This is a genomic window from Streptomyces sp. NPDC090045 (assembly GCF_044747975.1).
GTDB lineage: Bacteria > Actinomycetota > Actinomycetes > Streptomycetales > Streptomycetaceae > Streptomyces.
In genome coordinates this window covers 402,910-429,759 of sequence record NZ_JBIVFA010000003.1, presented here as the reverse complement: position 1 = coordinate 429,759, position 26,850 = coordinate 402,910, and the positions used below count along the sequence as shown (strand labels likewise).

At 73.7% G+C, this 26,850-nt stretch carries 25 protein-coding genes; 7 read left to right on the top strand and 18 right to left on the bottom strand.

The genetic code is table 11. The features are described from left to right. Positions 1-2: 2 nt before the first annotated feature. The 9 genes from ACIPYQ_RS10845 to ACIPYQ_RS10805 form a co-directional block, all read right to left on the bottom strand. Complete coding sequence (locus tag ACIPYQ_RS10845) at positions 3-1,937, bottom strand: TOMM precursor leader peptide-binding protein (protein WP_401248632.1); 1,935 nt, start codon at positions 1,935-1,937, stop codon at positions 3-5. Then, positions 1,934-3,814, bottom strand: a complete 1,881-nt coding sequence (locus ACIPYQ_RS10840) for a hypothetical protein (protein ID WP_401248629.1) — start codon at positions 3,812-3,814, stop codon at positions 1,934-1,936. Before ACIPYQ_RS10840 ends, ACIPYQ_RS10845 begins: the two co-directional genes overlap by 4 nt. Continuing rightward, entirely contained in the window at positions 3,811-4,986 is a 1,176-nt protein-coding gene (locus ACIPYQ_RS10835; protein ID WP_401248626.1) for a lantibiotic dehydratase C-terminal domain-containing protein, read from the bottom strand. Before ACIPYQ_RS10835 ends, ACIPYQ_RS10840 begins: the two co-directional genes overlap by 4 nt. Positions 4,987-5,066: 80 nt before the next feature. Continuing rightward, positions 5,067-7,853: a lantibiotic dehydratase gene (locus ACIPYQ_RS10830; protein WP_401248623.1), complete on the bottom strand. Its 2,787-nt coding sequence runs from the start codon at positions 7,851-7,853 to the stop codon at positions 5,067-5,069. A gap of 106 nt (positions 7,854-7,959) precedes the next feature. Further along, on the bottom strand, positions 7,960-8,142 hold the full coding sequence (locus tag ACIPYQ_RS10825) for a thiazolylpeptide-type bacteriocin (RefSeq protein ID WP_319733590.1): 183 nt from the start codon (positions 8,140-8,142) through the stop codon (positions 7,960-7,962). Positions 8,143-8,164: 22 nt separating this feature from the next. After that, positions 8,165-8,353: a thiazolylpeptide-type bacteriocin gene (locus tag ACIPYQ_RS10820; RefSeq protein WP_361767551.1), complete on the bottom strand. Its 189-nt coding sequence runs from the start codon at positions 8,351-8,353 to the stop codon at positions 8,165-8,167. A gap of 571 nt (positions 8,354-8,924) precedes the next feature. After that, positions 8,925-9,434 (bottom strand): NUDIX hydrolase, encoded by a 510-nt coding sequence (locus ACIPYQ_RS10815; RefSeq protein ID WP_401248620.1) that lies wholly within the window; start codon positions 9,432-9,434, stop codon positions 8,925-8,927. Between the two features lie 158 nt (positions 9,435-9,592). Further along, positions 9,593-11,257, bottom strand: coding sequence for a hypothetical protein (locus tag ACIPYQ_RS10810; RefSeq protein WP_401248618.1), 1,665 nt, complete (start codon positions 11,255-11,257; stop codon positions 9,593-9,595). A 243-nt stretch (positions 11,258-11,500) separates the two neighbouring features. Continuing rightward, positions 11,501-12,316 (bottom strand): S1 family peptidase, encoded by an 816-nt coding sequence (locus ACIPYQ_RS10805; protein WP_401248615.1) that lies wholly within the window; start codon positions 12,314-12,316, stop codon positions 11,501-11,503. Positions 12,317-12,504: 188 nt separating this feature from the next. Here ACIPYQ_RS10805 and ACIPYQ_RS10800 point away from each other — a divergent pair, with 188 nt between their 5' ends. After that, positions 12,505-12,888, top strand: a complete 384-nt coding sequence (locus ACIPYQ_RS10800) for a VOC family protein (protein ID WP_401249361.1) — start codon at positions 12,505-12,507, stop codon at positions 12,886-12,888. A 102-nt stretch (positions 12,889-12,990) separates the two neighbouring features. Here the strand turns inward: ACIPYQ_RS10800 and ACIPYQ_RS10795 are convergent, their stop codons facing one another. From ACIPYQ_RS10795 to ACIPYQ_RS10765, 7 genes are all read right to left on the bottom strand, one after another. Beyond that, positions 12,991-13,635: a GAP family protein gene (locus ACIPYQ_RS10795; protein ID WP_401249358.1), complete on the bottom strand. Its 645-nt coding sequence runs from the start codon at positions 13,633-13,635 to the stop codon at positions 12,991-12,993. 764 nt (positions 13,636-14,399) lie between these two features. Next, entirely contained in the window at positions 14,400-16,892 is a 2,493-nt protein-coding gene (locus ACIPYQ_RS10790; RefSeq protein WP_401248612.1) for a tetratricopeptide repeat protein, read from the bottom strand. A 44-nt stretch (positions 16,893-16,936) separates the two neighbouring features. After that, complete coding sequence (locus ACIPYQ_RS10785) at positions 16,937-17,311, bottom strand: hypothetical protein (protein ID WP_401248609.1); 375 nt, start codon at positions 17,309-17,311, stop codon at positions 16,937-16,939. A 90-nt stretch (positions 17,312-17,401) separates the two neighbouring features. Further along, on the bottom strand, positions 17,402-18,403 hold the full coding sequence (locus tag ACIPYQ_RS10780; protein WP_401248606.1) for an arsenic resistance protein: 1,002 nt from the start codon (positions 18,401-18,403) through the stop codon (positions 17,402-17,404). A 397-nt stretch (positions 18,404-18,800) separates the two neighbouring features. After that, on the bottom strand, positions 18,801-19,331 hold the full coding sequence (locus ACIPYQ_RS10775) for a hypothetical protein (RefSeq protein ID WP_401248603.1): 531 nt from the start codon (positions 19,329-19,331) through the stop codon (positions 18,801-18,803). Between the two features lie 71 nt (positions 19,332-19,402). Then, positions 19,403-19,750 (bottom strand): nuclear transport factor 2 family protein, encoded by a 348-nt coding sequence (locus ACIPYQ_RS10770; RefSeq protein ID WP_401249355.1) that lies wholly within the window; start codon positions 19,748-19,750, stop codon positions 19,403-19,405. Then, entirely contained in the window at positions 19,747-20,967 is a 1,221-nt protein-coding gene (locus ACIPYQ_RS10765) for an alpha/beta hydrolase family protein (RefSeq protein ID WP_401248600.1), read from the bottom strand. Before ACIPYQ_RS10765 ends, ACIPYQ_RS10770 begins: the two co-directional genes overlap by 4 nt. Before the next feature lie 92 nt (positions 20,968-21,059). Between ACIPYQ_RS10765 and ACIPYQ_RS10760 the strand changes: the two genes are divergently transcribed. The 4 genes from ACIPYQ_RS10760 to ACIPYQ_RS10745 all read left to right on the top strand — a co-directional run bounded on the left by ACIPYQ_RS10760 (position 21,060) and on the right by ACIPYQ_RS10745 (position 23,625). Continuing rightward, entirely contained in the window at positions 21,060-21,653 is a 594-nt protein-coding gene (locus ACIPYQ_RS10760; protein ID WP_401248598.1) for a TetR/AcrR family transcriptional regulator, read from the top strand. A gap of 74 nt (positions 21,654-21,727) precedes the next feature. Further along, entirely contained in the window at positions 21,728-22,420 is a 693-nt protein-coding gene (locus ACIPYQ_RS10755) for a TetR/AcrR family transcriptional regulator (RefSeq protein ID WP_401248595.1), read from the top strand. After that, entirely contained in the window at positions 22,410-23,027 is a 618-nt protein-coding gene (locus tag ACIPYQ_RS10750) for a hypothetical protein (RefSeq protein WP_401248592.1), read from the top strand. The genes ACIPYQ_RS10755 and ACIPYQ_RS10750 overlap by 11 nt, the downstream gene beginning before the upstream one ends. Continuing rightward, complete coding sequence (locus ACIPYQ_RS10745; RefSeq protein ID WP_401248589.1) at positions 23,020-23,625, top strand: GNAT family N-acetyltransferase; 606 nt, start codon at positions 23,020-23,022, stop codon at positions 23,623-23,625. Before ACIPYQ_RS10750 ends, ACIPYQ_RS10745 begins: the two co-directional genes overlap by 8 nt. Before the next feature lie 33 nt (positions 23,626-23,658). On the opposite strand, the gene ACIPYQ_RS10740 is transcribed toward ACIPYQ_RS10745, so the two are convergent. Then, positions 23,659-24,255, bottom strand: a complete 597-nt coding sequence (locus tag ACIPYQ_RS10740; RefSeq protein ID WP_401248586.1) for a MarR family winged helix-turn-helix transcriptional regulator — start codon at positions 24,253-24,255, stop codon at positions 23,659-23,661. A gap of 68 nt (positions 24,256-24,323) precedes the next feature. Here ACIPYQ_RS10740 and ACIPYQ_RS10735 point away from each other — a divergent pair, with 68 nt between their 5' ends. Continuing rightward, entirely contained in the window at positions 24,324-25,058 is a 735-nt protein-coding gene (locus tag ACIPYQ_RS10735; protein WP_401248583.1) for a hypothetical protein, read from the top strand. Position 25,059: 1 nt separating this feature from the next. After that, positions 25,060-25,857 carry an SGNH/GDSL hydrolase family protein gene (locus tag ACIPYQ_RS10730; RefSeq protein WP_401248580.1) on the top strand — a complete coding sequence of 266 codons (798 nt, stop codon included), beginning with the start codon at positions 25,060-25,062 and terminating at the stop codon, positions 25,855-25,857. Positions 25,858-25,990: 133 nt separating this feature from the next. Here the strand turns inward: ACIPYQ_RS10730 and ACIPYQ_RS10725 are convergent, their stop codons facing one another. Then, a complete protein-coding gene (locus ACIPYQ_RS10725) occupies positions 25,991-26,731 on the bottom strand; it encodes a ferritin-like domain-containing protein (RefSeq protein WP_401248577.1) in 741 nt (246 codons plus the stop codon). Between the last annotated feature and the right edge of the window lie 119 nt (positions 26,732-26,850).

Sequence of the window (26,850 nt, the reverse complement as noted above, 5' to 3'; positions counted from 1 at the left end):
GGTCAGGGGAAGGGGTGCGGGTGCAGGGGCAGTTCCTCGTGGCGCCCCGGTCGGCCGGTCCGGCCCAGGCGGTGGGGCACTTCCAGCAGCCGGGGCAGGCCGAGGGTGCGCCGGTTGACGTGCCCGAAGGTCATCGGCAGCGCGCCGGGAACGACGGCCTTCACGCAGTGCAGGCCGAACGCCTCGCGCAGCCCCGGCTCGGTCTGGTCGACGGTGATCACCTCCAGTCCGGCCCGGGCCAGCCGCTCGACGGTCTTCGTCAGGAGGTCCGAGAGGTCGGGCACCGGCGCGGGGGCACCGGGCCACGCCTCGGCGACCGGCACGACCGGGGTGTCGGCGAAGAGGAACTCCAGGCGGGGGGCAGCCTCGGGCAGGGTGCTCAGCCCGACGTGGTCGTCCAGGGTGCGTACGAGTTCCGGGTGCTCCAGCATGGGCCGCAGCCGCTCGGGATCGCGCGGCCCTCCCTCGGCGAAGGAACGGTGCGGTGCCTCCAGGACGTTGGTGACGACTTCGACGACTGCGGAGCGGATGGCGGCCCGCGGATCGTGGTGGGCGCCGGCCGCGAGGAACATCCGCGGCGCGTCCGGGTGCCCGCCCTCGTAGCGGCAGACCGCCAGGACGGCCGGAATGCCGAAGTCGTTGGTCGCGTCCAGGAGGCGGAGCCGGTAGCCCGCGGCTGCCGCCCGGTCCCCGAGCAGCACGGTGTCGGTGTCGTCGGCCGGCAGGTGGACGCGGCGCAGCGGGGTGGCCGCGTACCAGGCCATGAGGAAGGCGTCGCGCTCGGCGACCTCGAACAGCCCGTACAGGGCGGCCTCTTCGGGGCTGTTGCCGAGCCCGCAGCCGTTGGAGGACTCGTACACGACGCGCGGCCGGTCCGGGCCGGGCACGTCCCAGTACGCGACGTGTTCGGGGACGGCGGTGGGCCTCTGGTGGGTGAGGGACCAGCCGTGTACCCAGTGGAGCGGCAGGTCCGGGGTGTAGGGGACGGTGGGTGAGGCGGGGTGGCCGTGGTGGGCGGGGTCGGGCAGGCCGAGCCGTGCGGGGTCCAGGGCGCGGTCGGGGCCCAGTTCGGCGAAGGAGGCCAGGAGGTCGGTGCGGCGGCCGGTGGGGCGCATGCCCGCGTACCGTTCGACGGCCTCGAAGAGGGCGATGCGTTCGCTGTCGGGGAAGGTGCGGGCCCGGCCGTGGCCGCCGTCGTCGACGGACCTGCCGTCGGTGACGACGGCGCTGGTGAGGCTGAACGCCGAGTCCTCGGAGCGGCGCAGCAGCCGCACCGGCCCGAACCTCTCGTCGTACAGGGCGGCTCGTAGTCCGGCGCCGGTCGTACGGGGGTTGGGGCCGCGCAGGACGGACGGGTCGGGCATCGGGCGCGGCCCCGCGGGCAACGGGCGCAGTGGGGCCTCCGCGTCGGACGGCAGCGGGCGGCACACGTCGCAGCCGCCGACGGGGCGGACGCGGTGGGTGGACCAGGTGCCGCGGCCCTGATGGACGATGTGGACGACGGCAGAGTCCAGGTCCGGGGTGGAGGCCGGGTCCGGGTCCGGGTTCGGGTCCGGGTGGTCAAAGAGCTCCTGTACGAGGGCCTCGACGGCCGGGGTCAGGGCCGGTGAGGGCACTCCGGCCAGGGTCAGCTTCGGGCTCTGCCACGGGACCCGTCCGCCCGCGGTCGCCAGTCGCTGGTACTCGGTGCAGACGAGGCAGGCCCCGCCGCCCGGCCGGAGCACCGGCCCGACCACCGCCAGCGCCCCGTCGAAGCGCACCGGGACCAGGGCCACGGGCCGGCGCAGGGCGTGGCGGCTCAGTTCCTCGGCGAGGCCGAGCGTCCACCGGGTCAGCAGGACAGCGGCCCGGCCGGTGGTGGTCGCCAGGGCCCCGGCGGCGTCCAGCACGGGGACGGCTGCGGCAGCGGGAGTGGGGACGAGGGCAGGGGCGGTCATCGGGCCTCCTCGGCGGTGCGCAGCACGGTGAAGCCGAAGGAGCGCAGCAGGCCTGCGGGTTCGGGGTCCGGTGCGAGGCCCGGTGCGGAGTCCGGCGTGACCAGGAGGCCGGCTCCGAACAGCCGGTGCAGCGTGTGCTGGAAGGCTTCCTCCCGCCCGGCCAGGTCGGCGAGCCAGCCCGCTGTCCAGCCGAGGTCCTCCCAGGCCGCGGTGCGCGCACCGGCCGCCGCCAGTGGGGCGACCGCGCCGCCGGAGGGCCGGGGGCGGCCGGCCGGGGCCCCCGCCGCGGCGGCGCAGACGGCGGTGACGGCGGCCACCGCGGCGAAGGACGCGGCGTCGCCGGGCGTCGCCTCGACCGCCTCGCCGAGCACCGGGCCCGGACCGCGCGCCGGTCCCGTCCGGGTGCGGCGGACCACGGCCCGGTATGCCTCCGTACTGGGAGCCGCACGGTGCACCTCCAGTCGAGCGGCGATGCCCAGCCGGTCGGTGAGGGTCGTCCACCAGTGGCGGAGCTGCGGGTGACCGGACCACCGGGCCGGGTCCACCGCGGCGCTGCCGTCCGGGACGGCAGCGGCGAGGCGGCGTGCCGCGGCGTGGCGCAGGGCACGGCCGCGGGCGTGCCCCGGATCGGCCCCGACGGTGAACGCGCCTTCTCCGAGCAGCAGTTCGGCGGCCCGGCAGAACAGTTCCAACCGGGCCAGGTCGAGGCGGGGCCCGCCGCCGGTCAGCATGCGGGGCGTCCCGGCCTTCCCGGTGACGGGGCCGGACAGCGTGCAGGCGGCGAGGGGAACCGGGAGTTGGGGCAGTTCCCCCGGCAGCGGTCCGGGCAGGGGTCCGCAGCGGCGCTCCCCGAGGACGGCGATCCGCCGCAGCGCCTCGCCGAGCCCGGCCGGGGGCGCGAGGAGGACATCGCGGCGGTCCGTATCGATCCGCTCGGGGCCGAGCCAGCTGTGGTGGTCGGCACGCGCGGGGCGGGCGTCGGCCAGGAGGACGGCGGGGATCCCGGGGAGCAGCCGCGGGTCGTCCCCCTCGGCCGCCGGGTCGGGCAGTCCGGCGGCCGCGCACAGCAGACGGTGCGCGGCGGCGCCGGCCAGCAGCGCGGCGAACGCGCCCGGGACCTCGTGGGGTCGGAGCACGGTACCGTCCCCGGCGGCGTCGGCGGCGGCGAGCCGGGTGGCCAGGGCCGCCGCGTCGGCGCGCGCCTGGGCGGCGCTGCCGGGGGCGGTGACGTATCCGGTGGGGCCGACCGCTCCGGCGGCGACCACCCGGTCCTGGCCGGCGGCATCGCGGACGGTCAGCAGGACCCGCTGCCCCGGCAGCCCCGGGGCGGGGGTGCGGGTGACGGGCAGGCCGCCGGCCTCCAGCGCCCGTACGGCGGCGGCGGCGAGCGGGGAGGCGGGGTCGCGGGCCAGAACCTCGGCCCGAGCGGTGGCGAGGGCGGCGGCCGCGGCGGCGGGGTGCCCGGCCGTGGCGTCGATCCACCGTGCGACGGCGGGGCCCACTGCACCGGCGGTGCCCGGGGGCACGGCGGCGGTGGGGTCCGGGTTCCCGGCGGCGGGCGGTCCGGGGACGAGGAGGTCGTGGTCGGCGAGTTGGCCGACGAGGGTGTCGACGGCGGTGCGGACGGCCGAGCCCGGCTCCAGGCCCTCCCGGAACTCGGCGAGGCGGCCGGAGCGCAGGGGTTCCTCCAGCAGGCCCCACACCACCGGTACGGCGGCGCTCCCTTCCAGCGTGACGCTGCCGCGCCGCCCCCGCAGGTGCAGGCCGGCGCGCAGCGGGGTGACGGCGGTGCCGGGGCGCAGCCGGTCGACGCCGCCCGCACCGCGGCCCGTGCCGGTGTTCGTGCCCGTGGTCGGGGCGGTGTTCGCGCCGGTCATGTCCGTGCCTCCACCGCGTCGATGACGGCGCCGATCTCGGTGCGCCAGTCGCAGCCGGTCAGGGCGGGCACGGCGCGGACGACCAGGTGGGCGGCGAGGTAGCGCTCCAGCGGGCGGACGTCGCAGACGGCCAGCAGCCGGTACAGGGCGTTCGTGCAGGCCCGGTGGACGAGGTAGTCCGGGCGGCTCCACATCGCGCCTTCCGGGTCGGCGCGGCGCAGCAGTCGGTGGAACTCGCTGTAGCGGGTGCGGATGTCCTGGTTCCAGCGCTCGTGCGCGGCTGCGTCCCCGGTGGCGGCCGCTCGGACCCGGTAGGCCAGGGGATCTCCGTGCAGGTCGGCGCCGGCGTCGTAGCGCTCCTGTGCGAGCCTCCAGGCGCCCTGCGAGAAGCCGGCCCAGGCCTGTTCCCAGTCGTCCGCGCGGCCGTCGGCGATCCGTCCGACGAGGGCGGTCACGGTGTCCCCGGCGCGCTCCCCGTGCCGCTCGAAGGCGGCGCGCAGCCTTCCGTCCGGGTCGTCGTGGAGCAGGAAGTCCTCCAGGTGGGAGACGTACGACCAGTGCCCGCCCGTCAGGCCGCCGGGGTGGGCGCAGGCGTGGGCGGCGAGGGCGGTCACCGCGAGGCGGAGCCGGGCCCGGTCGGTGTCCCCGTGCCGGCCGAGGAAGGCGGCGCCGGACCGGAGGGCGTCCAGGCCGGACCGCAGCAGGTCCTCCCGCAGGGCGGTCCCGTCCGCTCCGAGGAGGCCGCGTACGGAGGACCGGTCGACGGGCTCGATCCGGACCGTGTTGTCGGGGTGGACCGGCCCGTAGGGCGGGGCGACGAGTTCGGCCCGCCCGGCCTCGGCGGCCCGTTCCAGGAGTTCGGCCTCGGTGAGGTCGCTGTGCGAGGGGTGCGCGCCCAGCCAGGCGCGCACGCGCCCGGCCGCGGCCGCGGCGGTGTCGGCCACCCGGGCGGGATCGGTGCCCTGCAGGCGCAGCCGCAGGTGCGGGCCGTGCAGCCAGTGCCGCTCCACGTGGGCGACGGCACCGTCCGCGGAGGCGTCGGCGGCGAGCGGCAGCATCACCTCGCGCAGCAGCGGGGCCTTGACCGGGTGGTGGTAGTACGCGACGACGTCCAGCGCGCTGCTGTCGCGCGGGTCGCCTCCTGCGGGGGCTTCGGGGTCGGGGGACGGCATGTTCGGCAGGCTCCTCTCCTGGTGCTGCGGGCTCGGCGCGCTCGGCCGGCCCGGCGGACTCGACGGACTCGGCGGGCGGGTCATCGCGGGCGTCCGTCCCGGTAGACCTCCAGAACGAGTTCGACGGCCCGGACGGGCGTGGCCAGGCCACCGGGTGCGGGCAGCGCCTCCTCGAGGACGACGCCGTCGGCGTGCCGGGACAGCCATTTGGCCAGACAGCGCAGGTGCAGGGCGTTGCCGAGGTCCGCGAGGTGCGGCTTGGGGCGGGCCAGCCGGCTCAGGAAGTCCTCGGTGGCCCGGCCGCTGGGGGCGCTGGCCACCGGGTGCAGGAAGACCTGCTCGGGCAGGCCGAGCAGGGCCCGCCAGTGGGCCGCGGCGGCCGCGGGGACCCGGCCGGGGCCGGTGCCGGCGGCGAGGTCGGCGCGCAGCCGGGCCACCACGCCGGACGGCAGCAGCCAGCGGCGGCGCTGCAGCACCACGTGCCGGTGGCGGAGCCGGGAGCTGACGGTGACCCGGCCGCCGGGTGCGGCCAGGGCCCGGCGGGGGGCGAGGGGCCGGAAGTCGACGACCCCGGCCGGATGGTCGGCGAGGTGGGGCGCGATCCGGGCCGGCAGCAGCACGGGGGCGAGGAAGCCGGGGTAGAGCACGTCGAGCGGCTCGCCGGTGGTCCGCAGGCATACCCGGACCTGGTCGGTGGCTTCGTCGTGGACGAGTTCCAGGTCGGCCTCGGCGATCGGGGTGCGGTGCCGGTCGGGGCCGATCTCGTCCGGGACGAGGAGGGGGTGGAGGTTGGCGTTGAACCCGCCGACGGGACGGATCTGGGCGGGGCGGGCGCCGGGCCCGAGGCCGCGCCGGATCTGCCGGGACACCTCGGCGGTGGCGCGGGGGTCGAGAGGGTCCAGGAACCGGCTGGCGAACCGGCCCCATCCGCCGTAGACGTGGTTGACGGCCAGCAGCCCGCCGCCGGGGTCGCGCTGGAGGAAGTAGGCGTAGCTGAGGGGCCGTTCGACGGTCGGGGCGGGGAGCCGCTCACCGAGGGTCTTGACGAGGTCCGCGGGGAGCACCGCCTCGTCGAAGGCACCGAAGGGATCAGAGCCGTCGGAGGGACCGCGGACGTCGGAGGGACCGGAGGTGTCGCGGCCGGCAGGACGACCGTTCTGCTCCCTCAGGGCGTCGGCGACCTCCGCACGCAACCGGGCGAGCGGTTCGGTTTCGCTCGGGAACGCGTCCCGGTCGGCGGGGTCGAGGAGGGCGATCCGTCCGGCGGACTCCCAGGCGGCGGTGACGTCGGCGCCGAACTCCCAGGGGTGCGCGCAGCGTCCGCCGACGCCGTAGCGCTCGACGAACCGGTCCCGTACGGCGCGGCGGACGAGATGGCCGAGGTCGAAGAGTTCGGCGAGGGCGGTGACCTCGCCGAGCGCCTCGTGGTCGGCGGCGTCGAGGAAGCCGTCGAGCGCCAGCGGGCGCGGGGCGACGACGTCCTCGGAGAGGACGGTCAAGGGGGCGGAGGCGGTGGGGACGGGCCGGCCCGCGGCGGCCAGTTCGGTGGTCCAGCGCTGGGTGAGGACAGTGAGCCGGTCCGGGCGCTCGGCGGCCGGGGCGGCGGCGAACCGTAAGGTCAGCGAGCCGAGTTCGGCGATCCGGTCGGCACGTTCCGCGTCCTCGGGGTGCCCTGGCGCGAAGGACCGTACCCAGGCGGCGAGGCGCTGCAGGGGGTCGGGGTCCTGCGGAGGGATGGGGTCCTGCGGGACCAGGAGGCCGGCGTGGACGAGCTGGTCGAGGAAGGCGGCGGCCGCGGCCCTGCCACCATCACCGCCGTCGCCACCATCGCCGCCATCGCCGCCGGCCGGGGAGAGGGCCGCGGCCAGCTGCCGCGTCAGCTCCGCGAGCGGTACGGGGTTCTCGGCGAGGCTGGTGAGCAGGCGCAGAGGTCCCCCGAAGGCCACCTCCACCTCGTCCTCGGCGGGCACGAGGTAGCGGCCGCCGGCGAAGGAGGGCTGGTCGCGGAAGTACGCGGCCCGTCCGCCGGCGGTCCGCGCGGTGCTGGTGATGCGGTGGGGCAGCGTGGTGCGGCGGTGCGGCGCGTCGAGGAGGGCGAGGGTCAGCGCGGTCGTCAGGGTGCGGTTGGCCCGTACGACGGAACGCAGGGGGCCGTCGAGGACGGGTGCGGCGCCCCAGGAGGTCACCGGGCGGGCCGGGACGTCGGCCGGGCCGTCGGTGCGGGCGCCGGCCAGCAGTCCCCATCCGACCGCCGTGAACCACGACAGCGGACTGGTCTTGGTGCTGGCCCGCAGGGCGTAACGCAACACCGTCGGCTCCTCCTTGCGGGCCCGGCGGTCGGCCGCGCCGGTGGCGGCACGGTTCACGGCGCGCAGGAGGTCGGCGCTGGTCAGGGCGGTGGCCTTGGCGAGGGCGGGTTCGCGGCAGAGGGCGGCGAGCACGGCGCGTTCGGCGTCGAGGGCAGGGCCCGTGGCGGCGTCGAGGGCGGCGAGGAGGGTGTCGCGGTCGGCGCGCAGGGTGAGCCAGGCGTCGAGTCGGGGAAGGCGGGCCGGCAGGTCGCCGAGGCGGGCGAGCACGGCGGGGCGGGGTTCGCGGCCGTTGTGCAGGGCCCGACGCAGGGGCAGGACGACGTCGCGGTGGAAGTCGGCGGGGTGGCCGTCGCGGGCGGCGTACAGATCGTCGCAGAGCGGTGCGGCGGTCAGGGCCAGTTCGGTGTCGAGCCGGTGGAGGCGGGCCAGCAGGTCCCGGAAGGCTGCCGGGGCCGGGTGCTGGGCCGGGTGGGCGAGCACGGTGGCGCGGGCCAGCGCGTAGGGCGCGGACCGTACCCGGTAGCCGTCGGCGCCGGGGGTGGGGTGCGGCTGCGGCATGGGTTCCCGTCCTGTGGGTGGGGGCGGCGCGCGGGCTTCCCGCCGGGCTCGGGGCCACGGCGGGAAGCGTCTGCCGAGCGGTGGTGCGGTGGTGCGGTGGTATCCCCTAAACGGGGAGTTCGGGCATCTGCGGGTGGGCGCAGGAGGACGAGCCGCAGGAACAGGAGCTGCCGCCGTTGGACGCGCCGCCCTCGGGCAGCGCGACCGTGTCCCGCATGGAGGTCACGGTGAGTTCACCGAGGTCGAGGTCGTCGAGGTCGTAACCGGAGGACTGGGTGCTGTCGGTCATGGGTTTCCTCTCGTGTACGGGGTCAGGCCTCGAGGACGACCGAGGCGTGCGGCTGGGCGCAGGACGACGAACCCTGGCAGGAGCAGGAGCCCCACGACGCCCCGCCCTCGGGCAGCGCCGCGGTGTCCCGCATCGAGGTGACGGTGAGGTCGCCGAGGTCGAGCTCCAGGTCGTGGAGTTCGGCGTCGGGGGTACGTGCGGTGTCGGACATATATGTCTCCCGGGATGTGGAAGCGGAAAGCCGAAGGTGCACTGAACGTCTGGCGACCGGATCGCCCGGAAAGCATTGCGAGGTCGTCCGTACGGCGGCAAGCGCGTGGGGCTTCTGCTCGCTACCTGGGCAAGTCCGGTTCGACTTGGTCACGTCGCTACCGGCCGAAACCGGCCACGGGGTAATACGGCCGGTGTTTCGGCCGCTCCCCAGTATTCCCCCGGGCCGCTCGAGCCTTGCCGGAGCGTAAGCGGCCGCATTTCTCGGTGGAGGCGGGGAAATTGCGATGCGCGGCTTGAATTCAGCCAATTCCATGGACCTTTATCGGCAACGGACGTTCGCGGGGTCGTGCCGCTGCTTCCTGCACGTGCGCAAGGGCCGGCCAGCGCCGTCCCGGCTGCGCCGTTCCTACGCCTCTGACAGCGGCGGCGGGGACTCGGCCACCCCGGAGAGCACGATCCGGTCAGGTGTCAGCACCTGCTGCGGCGCCCCGGCGCCGGTACCGACGGCCCGGTCGCCTGCGGTGACCGCCGCATGGGGCGCAAGTGATCCGTGAGTTCACACGGACGACCTAACTCAAGGGTCGGTCCGGCCGGTTCAGGTGGCGGTACCGGTCGAATGCCTCGCGTGCGTCAGGAACGAACTCCTCGCGCCGGACAAGGGATTCGAGTTCCGTCGCGGTGAGCCAGTCGTGCCAGGCGACTTCGCCGGCACTCGGCCGCACAGGCGACGCGATGACGACCTCGTGCAGCCCGAGCCAGTAGGGGCTGATTGCGCCCGTACACAGGAATTTGAGTACGAAGCTCGGGTTCGCGTGAACGCCCAACTCCTCCAACAGCTCCCGGGCCGCTGCCTCTTCGTACGACTCGCCGGCATCGGCGGCGCCGCCGAGCATCCAGTTGTACCGGCCCGGGAAGCGGGACGAGTCGTCCGGGCGGCGGTGGACGAGGAATCGTCCGTCCTCGTCGCGGCACACGATCGTAGCGATGCGGTGCAGCCAGCCCTGACGGATCGCTTCGGCTCGGTCGACGACTCCCAGTACCTGGTCCTGCTCGTCGACGCGGTCAACCAGTTCACCCATGCGGAACACGATGCCAGGGGTTGTTCGCGCCGGCGGCGCTCGGGTTCTCGGTGGGCCCGGGGCCGGCCGGACAGGGGCGTGCCCCGGGAGCAGCCGGTGTGGCTGTTCCCGGGGCACGGTCGTGAGGGCCGGGCCGCCTTGGCGGCCGGGCCTACGGCTTAGTACTCGTAGAGACCGAACATGTCGACCACCATGTCGGTGGGCTGCCAGCTGCGGTTCCAGAGGTCGATGACGCCGTGCTTGCCGGTGCTCGCCTGGACCAGGTTCGGGACGGTCGCGCCCTTCGTCCAGTTCAGGTTGGAGGAGTTGGGCGGTGTCGGCCGGATCTGGGTCCCGCCGATGTACTGGGCCCAGGTGTTCGTGTCCGGAGCGACCGTGAGGTGGCCGTCGCCCTGGGTGTTGGTGACCGTCGCGTTCAGGACGTAGCCCGTGACCCACGGCTTGCCGTCCCCGAGCGGCAGGTAGCTGTAGTCCTGGCCCGGCACCGGGGACCACTCGCGCGAGTCGTACAGCCGCGTGGGCTTGACGGGCAGGTAGGCGGCCTTGCTGTCGGGGCTGTAGTAGCCGACGACGTCCACGATCACGTCGGCCGGGTCCCAGGAGCCGTTGCGGACGTTGATCCTGCCGTCGGAACCCACCGGGACGATCACCGAGTTCGCGATCGTCTGGCCCCCCGTGAAGTTCACGTTCGACGTGGACGGAGCCTGCTGCCCGCTCGGGAAGAGCGTCAGGTGCCCGGCGTTGCGCGGGTTGGTGACCGTGACGTTGAGGGCCACGGCGGTGACGCCCCAGGACGGGACACCGGCCTTGCCGGCGATCTGGACGGGGAACGTGCTCTGCCCGGCGACCTGACCCCACGAGGTGCCGAGGCCCTCGCGGCTGTCGACGATGCGGGCCGGGTCCAGCGAGGTGTAGCCACTGGCGTTGGTGCGGGTGAAGTACCCGGTGACGTCCGCGATCAGGTCCACGTCGCCGTAGCTGCGGTTGACGAGCTCCACGTAGCCGTCCGAGCCGACCGGCACGATCGTCATGTTCGGCACGGTCTGACCCGCGACGAAGTTGACGTTCGAGGTGTTCGGCTGCTCCGTGCCCGACGGGTAGGCCGTGATGTGGCCGCCGGAACGGGCGTTGGTGACCGTCAGGTTGAGGGCCACTGCGGTCGCGTCGGCCGGAATGCCGCTGTTGCCGCCGACCTTCACCCGCGTCGTGCCGTACGGGCCGACCGGACCCGCGGCGGCGCCGGTGCCGTCGCGGGTGTCCAGCAGCCTGGTCGGGCCGTGCGGGGTGAACTTGGAACCGTACGCCTGGACGTCGACGCTGTTGGTGGCGGTCACGTTGTTGTTCAGGTCGGTCAGGGTGACCGTGACCTTGTGGGTGCCGACCTCGGAGAACTTGTGGTTCGACTTGAGGAGCTTGGCGTTGGTGGTGTGGACGGTCTCGGTCTGACCGTCACCCCAGTTGATCTCGACCCGGATCGAGGACTCGACGCTGGTGCTGATCTGGGACGCCAGGCTGATGCCGTGCGCGGTGGTGCCCGAAGCGAGCAGGTCGACGGCGAGGCCCGGGTTGTCCTGCACGGCGCCGGCGGCCTGCGGAGCGGCGGCCGCCTTGCCGTTCTTGCCCGCATCGGCGGGCGCGGCGGCAGTGGCCTTGCGCACGGTGCGCTCGGCGGGGCTGTGGAAGACGGCGGAACCCGCCGCCGCGGCCTTCGCGGAATCGATCTTGGCGGCCACGCTGCCCGCACGGTCCGCAGGCTGGTCTGAGGCCTGGGCCACGTTCGGTACGAAGCCGATGGCTGCCGCGACGACGGCAGCCGAAATCATGACGCGGTGACGCTGCACCGGTCCCCCCTTGCTCTTGAACATGTTCATAAAGTGAAGCGCGTTCAGCATACACATACCGATGATCGATACGAACATCTTTTCGGATCATGCGAACGCCCTGTCGACGAGGACGACAGGGCGTTCCTGGTGGTTGCACCGAACATGATCGAATCGTCGGCGGCGGGGGCGCCGACAGCAGTGCGGGTGCGGGTGCGGGGATCAGGCGTTCAGGCGTTCAGGCGTTCAGGCGTTGCGCTTGATGGTCTTCCGGATCCACTCCGCGTAGACGGGCGCGTTGCCGTAGAGGCCCGGCCCGGCCGAGCACACGCCCCCCGGGGCGCCGGGACCCGAGGTGACTCCGATGAGCTCCCACCGCCCGCGCCGATCCTTCTGGAGCTGTGGTCCGCCGGAGTCACCGAAACACGCCATGGCCCGCGGCACACGGCTGATCGTGCACAACCGGGTCCGGTCCGCGTAGCCGGGGGCGCACTCGGCGTCGGAGCCCCTGCGCGTGTCGAGCTCCTGCAGCCGCTCCGCGAACTGCAGATCGGTGTCGACGGTGGTACCGAATCCCAGGATCCGGGTCGGCGTGCCCGGCCGCCCGGCCCGCTCCCCGATGCGTACGGGGGTCTCGGCGACCGGGCGGTCGAGCCGGACCAGCGCGATGTCGTCCTTGTTGGGGCCCTTCCCGTCGCCGTTCACGTAGCCGGGGTGGACGACGGTCCGCTCGATGGCGCGGACGGTGCCCCCGGATTTCCGGTGTTCGCTGCCGATCCGGACGATGCCGTCCAACTCGACGCCGTCGCCCTGCACGCAGTGGGCCGCCGTCAGCACCCACTGCGGATCGATCAGCGATGCGCCGCACGTACCGTCGTACAGTCCGTGCTTGGGGGCCGACTCCGGAATCGTCGCCATGAACGGGTAGTGCTCCGTGGACTCGGTGCCGTTGACGATCGCCCCGGCGCTGCCGGCCATCAGGGTGGCGCACGTCGCGACGGCAAGAGCGGTGACGGCAGTGGTGCGTGCCGCGCGGCGGCGCACCGACTTCAAGCTCAACACAAAGGGGTCCTTCCCTCAGAAATCCGTACGTGTCCACCCTGTCCGTTCAAGATCCACCGGACCATCCGGGTAACCGGCCCGAGCAGGGTGGGGATGACCCCCCGTCCCCGTAGCCGCTGATGCCCGGACGGCGCGTCCCGACGCGCAACTCGGTGGCGTTCGGCGTGGAGATCAGGAAGGCTCGGCTCATGGTTTCGGTGGTACAGAATGTGGCGATCGACTGTGCGGACGCCTATGAGCTGGCTCGGTTCTGGAGCAGTGTGACGGGCCGTCCGATGGATCCGGAGGACAGCCCGGGTGACCGGGAGACTCAAGTAATGCTGGCGGAGGGGCCGGTGCTGTACTTCAACCAGGTGCCCGAGGCGAAGACGAGCAAGAACCGGATCCACCTGTGTCTGCGCCCGGAGACCTCGCGCGATCAGGAGGTGGACCGGCTGCTGGGCCTCGGTGCCACCTTCGTCGCCGATCACCGGAATCCCGATGGTTCCGGCTGGGCCGTCCTCGCCGATCCCGAGGGCAACGAGTTCTGCGTTCTGCGCAGCGAGTCCGACCGGGCCGCCATGCGTTCCTGACGGTTCGCGTGCCGCCCTCGGGGCATGTCCAGCGGGGTCCGGCCCGGTGACGTCCTGCACTCGGGTCGCGGAAGAGAAGCGGGAGCTGCGTCACACGTACGGTCAGGCGACCAGCTCGTAGATGCCTCGGGCCGTCAGCCACAGGCCGACGAGCAGGGAGAGCGTGACGATCAGCTGCTCCTGATGCTGCTCGAGCCACATCCGCAGGGCGTTCAACCTGGCCTCCGCGGCCGTCGGTGCCCAGACCGCGTACATCTCCATGACGATGAGGCCGAGCGTGGCCAGCAGGCAGTAGCCGGTCAGTGCGAGCCAGTCGGTGAGGGAGGAAAGGTCCGCGGCGACGACCGTCGCGGCGCCGGCACCGACCAGCGCCCAAGGCTGCAGCAGCCAGGCCAGCCCGGCGGCCGTGGCCAGTGAGGCGTCGTCCACCCGAGCGGCCCAGCGCGGCGGGCCGTGGGGGCGGGGCGGCCGACGGCGCCGGTGCGCGCCGTACAGCACCAGCCCCAGACCGATGGCGAGCTTCGCACACGCCGCGGCGGTCGACGGCGTGGTGTGACGGGCCGGGGGTTCCCCACCGGTCAGCAGCATCACGCACGCGATCACCACGACCAGGTTGGCGAGCCACGACAACAGGAACGCCAGGCCCTTGCGGACGCCGCGCCGCGAGGAGAGCAGCAGGATGAAGGCACTGTTGTGCAGGGGCCCGAGGGTGATGGCCATACCGATCACGACCAGGTCGAGGACCATCAGTGCAGTCACTCCCGGAGGCCAGGGCCGTCGGCCGCCTTCGGACGGGTGGACCGGAGTACGGGGTCGGGCGGAGCTTTCACGACACCGCCTTCCGACTCTGCGGTCGGCGGCCCGGACGGTCAAGCAGGCCACGCGCACGTCCCCGAATGCCGCACGGCGAGCGGCCGGAGTCCCCGAGCGTCGGGCAGCACCGCCGAAGACCTCGTCTCGAAGCCGGCTACCACCTTCCGGCACTCCGCAGACGACTGCGCCGAGGCGGTGGCGGCGCGGCCGAAGCCCCAGCACGAGCGGACGCCGCACCGAACCTTCGGCACTACCGGCCGCTGTCGGCCCTACCCGGCTTTCGCTCCGTCAGCGGCGACGATCCCGCCCAGGACCTCGCGAGCACCGGGCCAGCCGTCGCCGCACCCGAACCTTTGGCCGCAGCCACCCGCCGCCGGCCCCCGAGGCACGACCGCCTCAAGACCGCCCAGGTCGACAGGTCCGCCGGCCGCGTGGGAGATCCGGGATGCCTACGGCTACCGGGAGTTCCCGGCGGCCGAGTTGAAGGTGCCCGGGTTCCCGGCGGCGCGGGTGCGGGCCTCGCTGGAGGGGCCGCGGGCGCTCTTCGACCAGGCTGGTTTGACTGATCGACAACCGGGTGCTGCTGCCGGACATCACCACCCCGACCTGCGGCGGAGGGCGCCGCGCTGTACCGGGCGCCGGACGGGGCGCGGCCCCGGAAGGGGACTCCGGCGGCTTGGGCGGTCAGAGCGCCAGGGTTAGGCCATCTCCTTCGGATCGTCTCGCCGACCGGATGGGGGTGGCGGCGAGGCGGGGTCCGGCGACGGCGTCGCTCCGCTGGTGGACCGACCGAAGTGGGCCCGGAGCCGGCGCCAGGGGCCGGGCCGGCCCTTCCTCCGGTTTCCCTCCTCATCCGCCCGTATCACCGGCATGCCCTCGCCGCTGTGGAGCAGCTCCGCGAAGAACAGGTGCTCGGCCGCGCCGGCAGCATCTCCCAGCCGCTCGTACGTCGTGCCGAGAGCGCGCATCGCCGTGACCAGCCCCGTCCCGTCCCCGAGGTCGTGGTAGAGGGCCAGTGCCTGCTCGAACGCCTGCAAGGCGCCCGTGTGATCCGCCGTGTCGGTCAGCACGGAACCGAGTGCGAGATACCCCTGGGCCGCGCCGTCGCGTTCGCCGCCCGCCCGGCACGCCTCGATCGCCTGCGTCAGCGGTTGGACGGCCTCGTCCGGACGGCCCGCTTCGTGCAACGTCACCCCCAGCCGGCCGGCGGCGAAAGCCACCCCGTACCAGTCGTCGAGCTCCCGGAACATGGCCAGGGACCGCCCGTACCGGGCGATCGCGTCGCCGAACCGACCGGCGGCGCTCAGCGCGTTGCCGAGGTTGGACAGCGCCCTGGCGGTCACCAGGGGCGTGCCGTGTTCCCCCAGGAGGTCCACCGCCTCTTCCAGTACGGCGATGGACTCGTCCACGCGCCGCAGGCTCAACAGCAGCGTGCCGAGACCGCCCAGCGCCTCGGCCTCCCGTCGACGGTCGCCGAACGTACGGAAGAGGCGGAGGGCCTCTTCGAGGGCGGCCGCGGCCTCGTCCAGACGGCCGGTCAGCGTCCACAGGGACGAGGAATTCAGCAGCACAAGGGCCCTGCCCATGGTCGGCTCCCCCACCGCGTGGAAGGCCACCAACCGCTCGAACAGCTCGGCGGCCTCGTCGAATCGCCGGGCCTCGGTCAAGGCCAGGGCGATCTCGTGCAACACCACGTGCCGGGCCTCCCGGTCACCGCTCCGGCGCGCCTGCTCCTCGCCGATCCGGCCCAGGTCGATCGCCGCGTCGAACAGGCGGCGCCTGGAGAGGTACCCCATCAGGAACGCCGCGAAGTTCGCCGCGTCGACCGCCATGCCGAGCTCGGCGCACAGGGTCACCGCGGCGATCAGGTTGGTCCGTTCCAGGTCGAGCCAGCGCAGCGCCGACCCCGCATCCGGGAAACGCTCCACCTCGTCGATGTCGGTCCGGGCCTGAAGGCGACCGTGAGCGCCGTACAACACCGCGCCGTAGAGCGAGAGGACACGGTGCGCCGCTTCCTCCCGCCCGTCGCTCCCGGCATGCCGATGGGCCTGCTCGGTGGCGTAGAGACGGACCAGGTCGTGCATGCGCCAGCGGTTCGAGCCCACGGGCTGTTCCGCGAGGAGCCCTGTGCGGGCGAGCGCGGCCAGCAGCGCGCGGGTGGCCCTGACCGCGAGTTCCGCGTCCGGCTCCTCACCCGGTACGAGCCCCAGCACCGTCGCGAACTCCGTGTGGATGTCCGGCCCGGGACCGGCCGTCAGCAGCCGCAGCAGCCGGGCCCGGTCGGCCGGCAGCCGTGCGTACGAGTGGTCGAACGCCGCCCGAACCCCCGTGGGCAGACCGCCTGCGTCCGCGGGGCTGAGCGCGTCCAGCCGGGAGCGGGTGTCCGCCAGCTGTCGCGCCAGCTCCGCGATGGCGAGCCCCGGGTCACCGGCCAGCGTGGCCGCCGCCACCGTCAGCGCCAGCGGGAGTCGCCCGCAGTGCTCGGCGATCGCCGCCAGCGCCTCCGGCTCGCGCCCGGGGCGGGGATCCTGCGGCCAGGCCCGCCGCAGCGACTCCGCGACCAGTTCGGTCGCCGCACCGTGCGCGAGCTCGTCCAGCACCAGCACCCGCGCCCGGAACTCCGGCACGACCAGCCGCTCCCGCGAGGTCACCAGCAGCCGGTGCGCCTCCCCCGGCGGGACCAGGTCCCGGACCTGCGCGACCTCCCCCGCGTCGTCGGCGACGATCAGCACCCGCCGCCCCGCCTCCGCCCGCTCGGCCAGCTCCGACCTCAGCAGCGCGAGCCGTCCCTGCGCCGTCCCCGGCAGGTCCGCGTCCTGGACGCCGAGCTCGCCGAGCAGCGTGTCCACTGCCTGACCGGCGCTCACCGCCGCCCCGCCGGGGTCGTACCCGCGCAGACCGACGTACAGCACGCCGCCGTCGAACAGGCCCTGCTCCAAGGCCCGCTGGGCCACCGTCAGCGCCAGTGCGCTCTTCCCGACCCCGGCCAGCCCGGCCACCACCACGACCCTCGGCCCGCCACCGGGCTCCAGGATCCCGAGCAGTTCCTCGACCAGCCGGCCCCGGCCCACCAGCACGTCCGGCGCGTCGGGCAGCGCCTTCAGCGCGGCCACCGGCGGGGCGGGGAGGTACTGGTACAGGTTCCCCGCGACGAACTGGGAGCTGCCGCCCCGGTCGGCCTTGATCGACACGTCCCATTGCGTGGCAGGCCGCTTGCCCGGCCGCTCGGCCGACACTACGAGCCGCCCTGCCCGCCCCGGTCCGGTGGAGTGGCTCTTCCGCTGTCCTCCCGGTCCTGCACCACGCGCGCGCCGCGGTCGGCCCGACCGTTCAGATCGACGTTCTCCTCACCCGCGCCCCACCCTCTTTGCAGCACCTCGCCACGACGATCCGCCTCGCCGCGGATCACCACGGACCTCCGCGGCCGATCAGAACCGCCGGCCCACCAGGACCCGCAGGCCACGACGGCCGCGGCCACCGCACCCGCGAAGGCCCCGGCGTCCTTCTCCGGCAGCCAGCCGAACGGATCCTCACGGGCGAGCGCGAAGCACACTCCGAACACCACGGCCGTCGCTACGACGACGACCCCCCACCGCGCTGGACGTCCCATGCGGCGAGGATCCCCCGCCCTCGGGCACCGAAACTCAGCCGTCGAACTCGACTTGGGTGCTGCCCAGGCAGGGGGAAGGACCGATGGCGCTCAGGAACCGCCCCGGGCCGCCGCCGTCTTGCCCGCGGGGACGAGCCGGGGAACGAGGCGGACGTAGGCGACCATGCCGAGGACCTCGACCAGGGTCTGGGTGACGACCACGACCGCGGCCACCGACAGGGCCTCGGGCAGGGCGAGCGCGAGTGGCAGGACGACCAGGGAGTTGCGGGTCGCGCCGGTGAAGACGACCGCCCGGGTGGCCGGGGCGTCGAGGCGGAACAGGCGGGCGACGGCTTTGCCGGCGAACGCCATGACGATCAGGAACGCCGCGTAGAACGGGATGACGGCGGCGACGTCCGTGAGGCTGTCGCCGAGCTTGGGGACCTGGGAGGCGACCACGACGAACAGGGTGGCGGCCATCAGCGGGACCATCGTGGTGGTCGCGGCGTCGGCCGCCTTCTGCCCGGCCGGACGGCGGGCCGCCCACGCCTGGACGGTCCAGGCCAGCGCGAGCGGGATGACGATCAGGACGAGGAACGCCTCGACGAACGGGCCGACCTCGACGATGTCGGCGAGCTCCGAGCCCATGAACAGGTACAGGAACCCCGGCAGCAGGATCATCTGGACGACCAGCAGCAGCGGGGTGGCCGCCAGCAGGCGGCGGCTGGACCCGCCGGCCAGCCCGGAGAAGACGATCACGTAGTCCACGCACGGGCACAGCAGCACCAGCAGGACACCGATCCGCACGGCCTGCTCGGCGGGCAGAAAGACGAACATCGCGGCGACCACCAGCGGCACCACCACGAAGTTCACCACCAGCGCGGCCGACAGGAACCGCCCGTCGCGCAGGGAGCGGAGCAGCTCGGCGGCCGGGACCTGGAGGAAGGTGACGAACAGCAGCGCGCCGAGCACCGGGTTGATGGCGTGCTCCAGGCCCGGCCCGGCCGACGGCGCCGCCCAGCCCACCAGGGCGCCCGCCGCCATCGCGCCGAGGTACACCGCGATCTGGTGGTGTTCCATCCGCTCGACCAGACCCGACCGTTCCTGCGACACCCGACTGCTCCCCTGCTCCGTACCGTCCCGCCCGTGGCGGCGGCCGCTTCGCTCATCCTCACAGGCCGGCGGGCGGCCTCTCGCCACAGGTCAGTGCACGCGATCATCCCGAGTCGTGCCGACTGCGGGCAGGCCGAGGTCGACCGGGCCGGCCATCGTCTTGCAGGCGGCGGCCCGGCGCCGGCGGTCCAGTACGAAGGCGCCCACAGCTGCGGCCCCGCCACGACCGCGAGAGCGGGAATCCATACGGAGGCCAGCGCGGAGGCCGCGCCGATGCCGCCGAGCACGGCCAACAGCGGGCCCGCGCAGCACACCGCGCACGCGGCGACCGCGGCGAGGCCGGCGCCCACCGTCCCCCACGGGCGCGGGCTACGGGACGGGGAAGGGGTGGGGCGGCTCATGCGGTCACTCCGAACAGGTCTGCCAGCAGCGGTGCTCCGGCTTCGGGCGCCCGTACGGTCAGCTCCAGCGCGGCCGGGGTCAGGTGCAGGGTGAAGTCGAAGAACGAACAGCAGCGCTGCTCGGCCGCCGCCAGCGCCGCGATCTGCCCGGCCAGTTCCGCGGTGGCCGGGAACGTGAGCCGCAGCCCGTCGGGGAGCTCCGCGCGGGCGGTGGCCTGCTCCACCAGCCGGCGCCACTCCTGGGTACGGCCCACCAGCTCGGAGCCGTCCAAGGTGCAGGCCACCGGAGCCTCCCGCCACGGCTCGGGGGCCGGTACCGGTGCGGCGGGCCGGGTGGGCGACAGCGTGACCGGCACCGGTCCGGCGGTGGCCGGGGTGGTGGTGCAGCCGCAGTCCGGCCCGCATGCTCCTTCAGGCGCCGGAGCCGACAGGTCGGCGTGCACGGCCGCGAGGTGGACGGAGAAGGCCGACAGCTCGGCGATCCGGCCCTCGGTCTCCGCGATCCGGCCCGCGACCAGCGGCACCATCCGACGGTAAACCTTCGACCCGACTCGAAGGTCAAGCCCTGCGCAGGCCACCGCCCCGACGGTACTGGGGGTCAGCGGGCGCTGCCGATGTTGCGGTCGGCGTCGGAGCCGCTCAGCATCATGGTGGTTTCCTCGATGCGGTGGAAGCGGCCGTCGGGGGCGAGGTCGGCGAAGACGTAGACCTCCATGGTGACGGTGGTGCCGTCGTTCTTGGTGATGTGGCAGGTGTGCCGGTCGGCGTACTTGTCGCCGTCGTACAGCTCGTCGTGGACCTCGACCTTGCCGCCGGCGACTATGCCGCGCAGGTGGCTGATGTGGTCGAGGAACTCGGCGCGGTCGGCCCACTCGCCGTCCGTGCGCTGGCGGTACCCGGGGGGTGAGCAGTGGCGGGGCAGTGCCGGTGCCGGCCGGGCTTTCAGGCGACGGTCGCGAGGGTGGTGTCGAGCCAGTCGTAGATGCGGGCGAGGGCCAGGCGCATCGCACCGGTGTGGCAGTGCGCGCCGGCGCCTTCCTCGGCGGTGAACAGCACCAGGGTCTTGGGACAGGTCAGGTGCTCGTAGAGCTGCTCGGGCTGGCCCTTGAAGAACTCGTCCTCGACGGCGTCGCACACGAGGGTGGGGCACTGGATCCGCTCGGCGATGCCGCCGGCGAGGGTGTAGTCGAGGTAGGAGGCACTGAAGGCCCGGGGCGTGTCCACGCCCATCACGTACATGCCGTGGTGGATCGCCCACCGCACGGTGGCGTCCTCGGCCACGATCTGCTCCAGGCGCGCGTCGACTTCGGGGGCGGATTCAGCGCGCAGGAGCCGTTCTGCCTGGTCTCGGTCGCCCGGGATGGCACGGGTGGACACCTCGCCGAGGTCGTAGACGCCGTCGACGGCGATCAGGGCGGCCAGACGGTGCTCGAACGCGGCGGCCCGGGGGGCGAGGATGCCTCCCATGCTGACGCCGAGGAGTGCGATGCGGCTGTCGTCGACCTCGGGGAGGGTCTCGGCGAAGTCCACGACGGGAGTGATGACGTTCTCCCAGTCCGGGCGGAAGACCAGGCCCTGGTGGTGACGCGGTCCGGGCATGCCGGGGCCGTCGAAGACCAGCACGTTGTAACCGCGTTCGACACCGGCCATCGCCCCGAAGAAGTGCAGCTCCTCCGCGGTGCCGTCGAACCCGTTGTGCATGATCAGGGTCGGGCGGGGCGTGCCGGTGTCGTCGGCCCGGTAGAAGTAGCCGGGCAGCGTGGTGTCCTCGTAGGGGATCTCGACCGGCTCGATGACCGGGGTGAACAGTGCCGCCGCCGCCTTGAAGCAGGCCACCGAGCGGTCGTAGGCATCGTCGTGACGCGGGTCGCAGGGGTGACCGTGCAGGAAGAACTCCGCCGACCGGTAGTAGTTCGACGCACGCAGGAACCCGTCCCGGGCACTGATCCGGTGACCGGCCGCCAGCGCCTTCTGCGCCTCGCCCGACACGCGGTCCGCGGTGGCCATCCACTCGACGTACCAGCTGTCGTAGTCGCCTTCGGTGATCCGGGTGCTGGTGGAGACGACCTCGCCGAAGTCGGCGCCGCCGTAGGCGATGTGGCTCATCGAGCGCAGGGTCTCGTACCAGAACTGAGGGTTCTCGGGGAACAGCAGCGGCTTCATCACCACTCTCCTTAAGCACAAATCTGTGCGTACGGCAGAACTGTAGGCACAGCAGGCGCCGGTAAGCAAATATTTGTGCTTACGATGGGTGGGTGACTGAGAAACAACCGGCCCCGCGCCTCCGCAAGAGCCCCGAGCAGGTCCGCTCGGCCGTCCACCAGGCCGTCATCGACCTTCTGTCCGACCCCGAGGGCGCGGACCTCACCATCCCCGCGGTCGCGCAGCGCGCCGGGGTGAACCACACCAGCGTTTACCGGCGCTGGGGCAGCAGGGAGGCGCTCCTGGCCGACGTGGTCGTCACACGTCTCGAACGGGACTCGCCGCTGGCCGACACCGGTAGCCTGCGCGGCGACCTGATGGCATGGGCCGAAGGGGGCGTCGCGAGCATCCGTACGCCCGAAGGCCGACTGCTCATCCGGGCGATCGCCCTGTCGATGTCGGGCAGCGCCGCGGCGCAGGGCGAGCGTGCGCAGCAGTTCGAGCGCCGCATCGGCGCGATCGAGCGCATCCGCGAGCGCGCCGCCGCCCGCGGCGAGGTCGCCCCGCCCCTCGACCAGATCCTCGACCAGCTCGTCGCGCCGCTCTACCTGCGGGCGATCCTCGGCATCGAACCGCCGGCCTCCGGCTACCCGGAACTCCTCGTGAACCGCCTCCTCGGCAACACGGCCACGCCGCGGCCGACCTGAGGCGTTGGCGTACACGCAGCACAGGTGTACCAGTGGGGTGTACCAGTAGTACACCCCAGTGGTACCGTACGGTCATGCCTCTTCCCCGTTTCGATCGCCTGCCCGCAGAGCGCCGGGAGCTCATCCTGGGGGTGGCGCGCCGGCATTTCGCCGAGCACGGCACCGAAGGCGCCTCCTACAACAAGATCATCGAAGCCGCGCGGGTCTCCAAGACCGCCGCCTACCACTACTTCGACGGCCGCGAGGACCTCCTCACCGCGGTCCTCGACGGGGTGCTCGAGCGACTGCTCGATGCCCTCGGCCCCTGGGTCCCGGCCCGTGACGAGGCCGACTTCCGGTCCCGGTTCGCCGCCGGCTCCGTCGCCCTTGCCGCCCACCTGCGGGACCACCCCGAGGACCTGGCCCTCGCCGACGCCGCCATCGGCCGCACCCACGCGGGCCCGTGGCTCGACTGGTTCGGCGCCCTGGTCACGGACGGGCAGCGGCTCGGGGTGATCCGTGGCGACGTGGACCACGGGCTGCTGGTGTCGGTGACGGCGGCGGTCATCCGGGCCGCCGATGCCTGGGCCTTGGCCCGCATGACGACCCAGACCCAGACCGAGACCCCGACCCCGGCCCAGACCCCGACCGAGCCCCTCGCCCAAGCCGCGGACTTCTCGGAAGGCGAGGCCTCCGCACAGCTGTGGAGCCTGCTGCGCGGCCTGTGGGGCGGGGCGGCCACCACGGCCGCCACAACTGCCGGAGAGGACCCGACCGATGCGCGCTGACCTGCGGATCTCCTGGGAGGTACCGGCCACCCCGCCCGGCCTCGCGGGGCGCCTCGAACGGTTCATGGGCCCCGGCAAGTCCCGTTCCGAGTCCGTGGTGGAGACCCTCGGGCTGCTCGGCTGCGCCCTGCTGCTGGCCGCCGGCCTGTGGACTTCGGGAGCCACCCGTGACTGGTCCACCGCGCAGCTCGTCGTGGTCGCCCTGGCCGGGCTCGACCTGATCGGCGGAGTACTGACCAACGCCACCAACGCCGCGAAGCGTTGGTACCACCGCGCCGACCCCGGAGCCAGGCGCGCCCGGCTGCTGTTCGTCTCCGCGCACCTGATCCACCTCGCCGCGATGGGGCTGGTCGTCCTGTCCGGTGACCTCGCCTGGACGCTGACCAACGCCGCACTACTGATCGGCGGGGCAGTGGGCGTGGAATTCACGCCCGTGCACCTCAAACGGCCGGCGGCCATGGCCCTGTTGATGGCAGCCGTGGTGGTCAACCTCTTCTGGCTGCCGGTGCCCACCGCGCTCGCCTGGTTCGCGCCGTTGTTCTTCCTCAAGCTGCTCGTCTGCCACCTCGTGCCCGAGGCGCCGCTGGAACGGAGGCGGGATGCCTGAGGCCGGGGCCGGGCGTTCCTGGCGGATCGACACCGACCCGGACCCGGCCGCCTGCGCCGACCTGCTGGCCGCCGCATTCGCCCGGGAGCCCGCCGTCTCCTGGATCTGCGGCGACTCGCCCTCCGTACGCACCCACTGGTTCCGGGCCACCCTGCGCACGCATGCGGGTCTCGACGGGGCCCGCCGCACCGCGCTCGTGGACGCGGACGGCCGGCTGCTCGCAGCGGCCGTCCTCACCCCGCCGGGCGCGACCCCGGCCGCCGGCGCCCGCGCCCTCTGGGCGGCCCGTACCGGGCTGCGCTGCGGGCCGCGCGCCCTCGGCCGGACCCTGCGCTACCTGGACGCCACCGACGGGGGCGCACCCCAGGGGGCCTGGACGCTGGAGTTCGTCGGTGTCCGTCCCGACCTGACCGGACGCGGCGCCGGCCGCCTCCTCCTGGACCACGTCCTGGCCACCACACCCGCGCCCGGATGCATGTACCTGACCACGGCGGACCCGGCGAACGTCCCCCTCTACCGCCACTTCGGCTTCGCCACGCTGCGGCAGACCCCGCTGGGGCCGCTGAGCGTCACTTCCATGGCCGGCACGATCACGTAGCGGGCGGCCCCCCGGCGCAACCGCCGCCGGTCCTCAGCCCTTTTCCTTCCGTTTCGCCGCCGGCTTGGCGAGCGTGCGGTAGCCGGGGTGCACGCCCGGCGTCAGTTCCTGCTGCGCGGCAACGCGTTCGAGGAGTTCCAGGAGCTGCGCCCGCCCGTCGGGGTCGAGGGCGGCGAGCAGGTCGTCCTCGTGGGCGGAGGCCACCCGGGAGACCTTGCCGAGGCTCCGCCGCCCCTCGGGGGTGAGGTGCAGTTCGTGGTTGCGGCGGTCCCCGGCGCTGCGCCGCCGCTCGACCAGCCCCCCGCCTTCCAGCGCGTCGATCAGCGCGACGACGCGGCTGGGTACGACGCCGAGGTCCTCGGCGAGCGCGCGCTGACTCAGTCCCGGCCGCCCGGCGACCATCCGCAGCAGGCCGACATCGGCCGGGCTGAGCCCGAGGGCGGCGACTCGTTCCGCGAAACGCCCGGCGGCGTGGGCGCCGATCTGGGCGAGGAGGAAGGCCGCTCCGCGCGGAACCGGGGGCCGGGCCTGATCCGCAGTCGCAGCAGACGCGGTCGCAGTCGCAGCCGGCGTCGGAGTCTGAGCCGGAGTCGGGGCTGCGGAGGGATCTGGTTGCCGGGCGGTGTTCACGCGGCTATCGTACGCCACACGAAATGATTCTCTTCAGTGAATCATTCTCTTCCAGAACGGATAGTGCCGTGGAAACGATCGAGAGCCGTGTCCCGCGCGAAACCCGTACCACCACCCCGCAGTCCGGTCCGCCGCCCGGCGTCCTCGCCGTGGTCTTCACCGCCCTGTTCCTCGGCGGCGTCGTCCTCAGCACCCTGCTGGCCGGCGGCGATCCGTTCCCGTCGCCGTTCGGCGCCACGGACACGATCACCGCGTACTTCCGCGACCACGGGGACGCGGTCCGGGTCTCGGGGGCCCTGCAGTTCGCCGCCTCCGTCCCCCTGGCCATCTACGCCGCAACCGTCTCGGCCCGCCTCCACCGGCTGGGGGTCCGGGCGCCCGGCGCGACGATCGCCCTCGCGGGCGGAGTGCTCGCCGCGGCGTTCCTGGCCTGCTCCGGACTGGTCACCTGGGTGCTGTCCCACGGCGAAGTCACGGAGCGGCCGGAGCTCGTACGGGCGCTGCAGTACCTGGCATTCGGTCTGGGCGGACCCGGACACGTGGTCGCACTGGGCCTGCTCGTCGCCGGGATCGCCGTACCCGGGCTACTGGCCGGGCTCCTGCCGCGCGCACTGGCCGTCGCGGGTCTCGCCGTGGCCGCCGTCGCCGAGCTGTCCACCCTCGTCCTCTTGACCGAGGGAGCCGCCCTGCTCCTGCCGGTCGCCCGCTTCACCGGGCTGGCCTGGCTGATCGCGGCGGGCTTCCTGCTGCCGCGCACCCGTGCCCGGATCCCCGCCCGCGTCCGTGTCCCCGAGGAGGGCTGACATGACCACCATCGACCGGAACGCCGACCAGGCGGAGCGCCTGCTGCGGTTCCACCAGCCGGAGAAGCTCCTGCGCCACCTGGGCCCGCTCGACGAGCCCGTGCTGGCGGCCCTGTTCGGGACCGATGCCGGTGACTACCGGGGCCGGCTGGAGCGGTTCGAGGAGCGCAACCGGGAGGCGGCGGCCGCGCTGTCGGCCGCCCCGGGTGCGGCCGCCCGGATCGCCGCGCTGCCGTTCCGGCCGGGTGAGCACGTCGTGGCCCTGGGCGAGAGCACCACCGCCGACCGGCTCTCCTGGTTCGGGATCCTGCGGCACCTGCTCCCCGAGGGCGTACGGTGCACCAACCTGGCCGTGTCGGGGAGCACCACCACCCAGGCGCTGGCGCAGCAGTTGCCGGTGCTGGGTTTCCAGCGGCCCGACTGGGTGCTGTGCATGCTCGGCGCGAACGACGTGCAGCGCATCGACGGCACCCCTCTCGTCGACTTCGCCGAGACCTGCCGCAACCTGACCTCCCTGCGGGGCCTCGCGGTGGCCCGGACGGGGGCCCGGTGGGTCTGGCTCACCCCGACGGGCACGGACCCCGGGCTCATGGAGCGGTACGAGCACTTCCGGCGGGCGGGGCTGAGCTGGTCCGAAGCGGACCTCGACGCCGTGGCCGGCTTCCTCCTGGCCCGGCCGGAGCCGGTGGTCGACACGCGCCACGCGGCGCGCGGCCATCACGAGGCCGACGGCCTCCACCTCAGCCCCGCCGGCCAACGCGCGGTCGCCGCTGCCCTGCTGGAGACCCTCCGCCCCTGACGGCCCCGGGCCGCGCACGCGCTCCTCCATGCGTGCGCGGCCCGGGACCTTCGGCGAGGCCGACCGTACGCGCCGCCAACAGGCCCGGCCTGCCCGCCGGTTCACCCCTCTACACCTGGACTCCCCTACGCCTCTACGCCCGCAGGACGACCGCCGCCGGAGCCGGAACCGGGCCGCCCGACATCGCGCGGGCCATCCACGCGGAGGAGCTCAGGGTCTGCGCGACGAAGGCGCCGCGGCCCACCCCGAGGGTCCGCAAGGCCGGGCCGTGGTCCACTGCGACCAAGGCGGCGGCGCAGCCCAGCAGTCCGCGCCACCCGGCCGTCACCGCCCGGCGGGCGGGCCCGGGCAGCCCGGCGAGGCCCTCCCGCAGGCGCAGGCAGTGGAAGGGGACGTGCCGCTCCTCGTCCGCCAGGATCCGGCCCGCGACCTCGGAGACCAGTGGGTCGACGTCGCCGTCGCGCAGGGCCCGGTAGTACCCCAGGGCCACCACCTCGGCGATCATCAGCACCAGCAACTCCACCCGCAGTCCGAGCAGTCGCCGCACCCGGACGAAGGCCGCGTCGCTCCAGTGCCCGTCGAGGGTGCCGGCCCCGCCGGCCGCCAGCAGCAGTTTCAGCATCCGCGCGTGGTTCTGCTCCTCGGCGATGAAGAGCCGGACCGCCTCGGAGTAGACCGGATCGCCCGCGCGGTCGGCCTTGCCGGAGAGTGCGGAGCCGTCACCGTCCTCGCCGACCTGGAACTTCTGGATACTGCGGACGATCTCGGCCGGCAGCTGTGCGCCCTTGCCCCAGTCGGGGTCGCCCAGAGCCGCCCGGCGCTCCCGCTCGCCCTCGAACTCGCCCACCCATGCCCCGTACCCAATTTTGATCATGTTCAAGAATCTAGCGACTCTTGAGCGTGTTCAAAAGTGCTGGAGTGTCATGGCCGCGTAACAGAACGATGCGGGACGTCGCACCCGAACTTCGGCTTCACCCACGTGCCGGCCGGTGG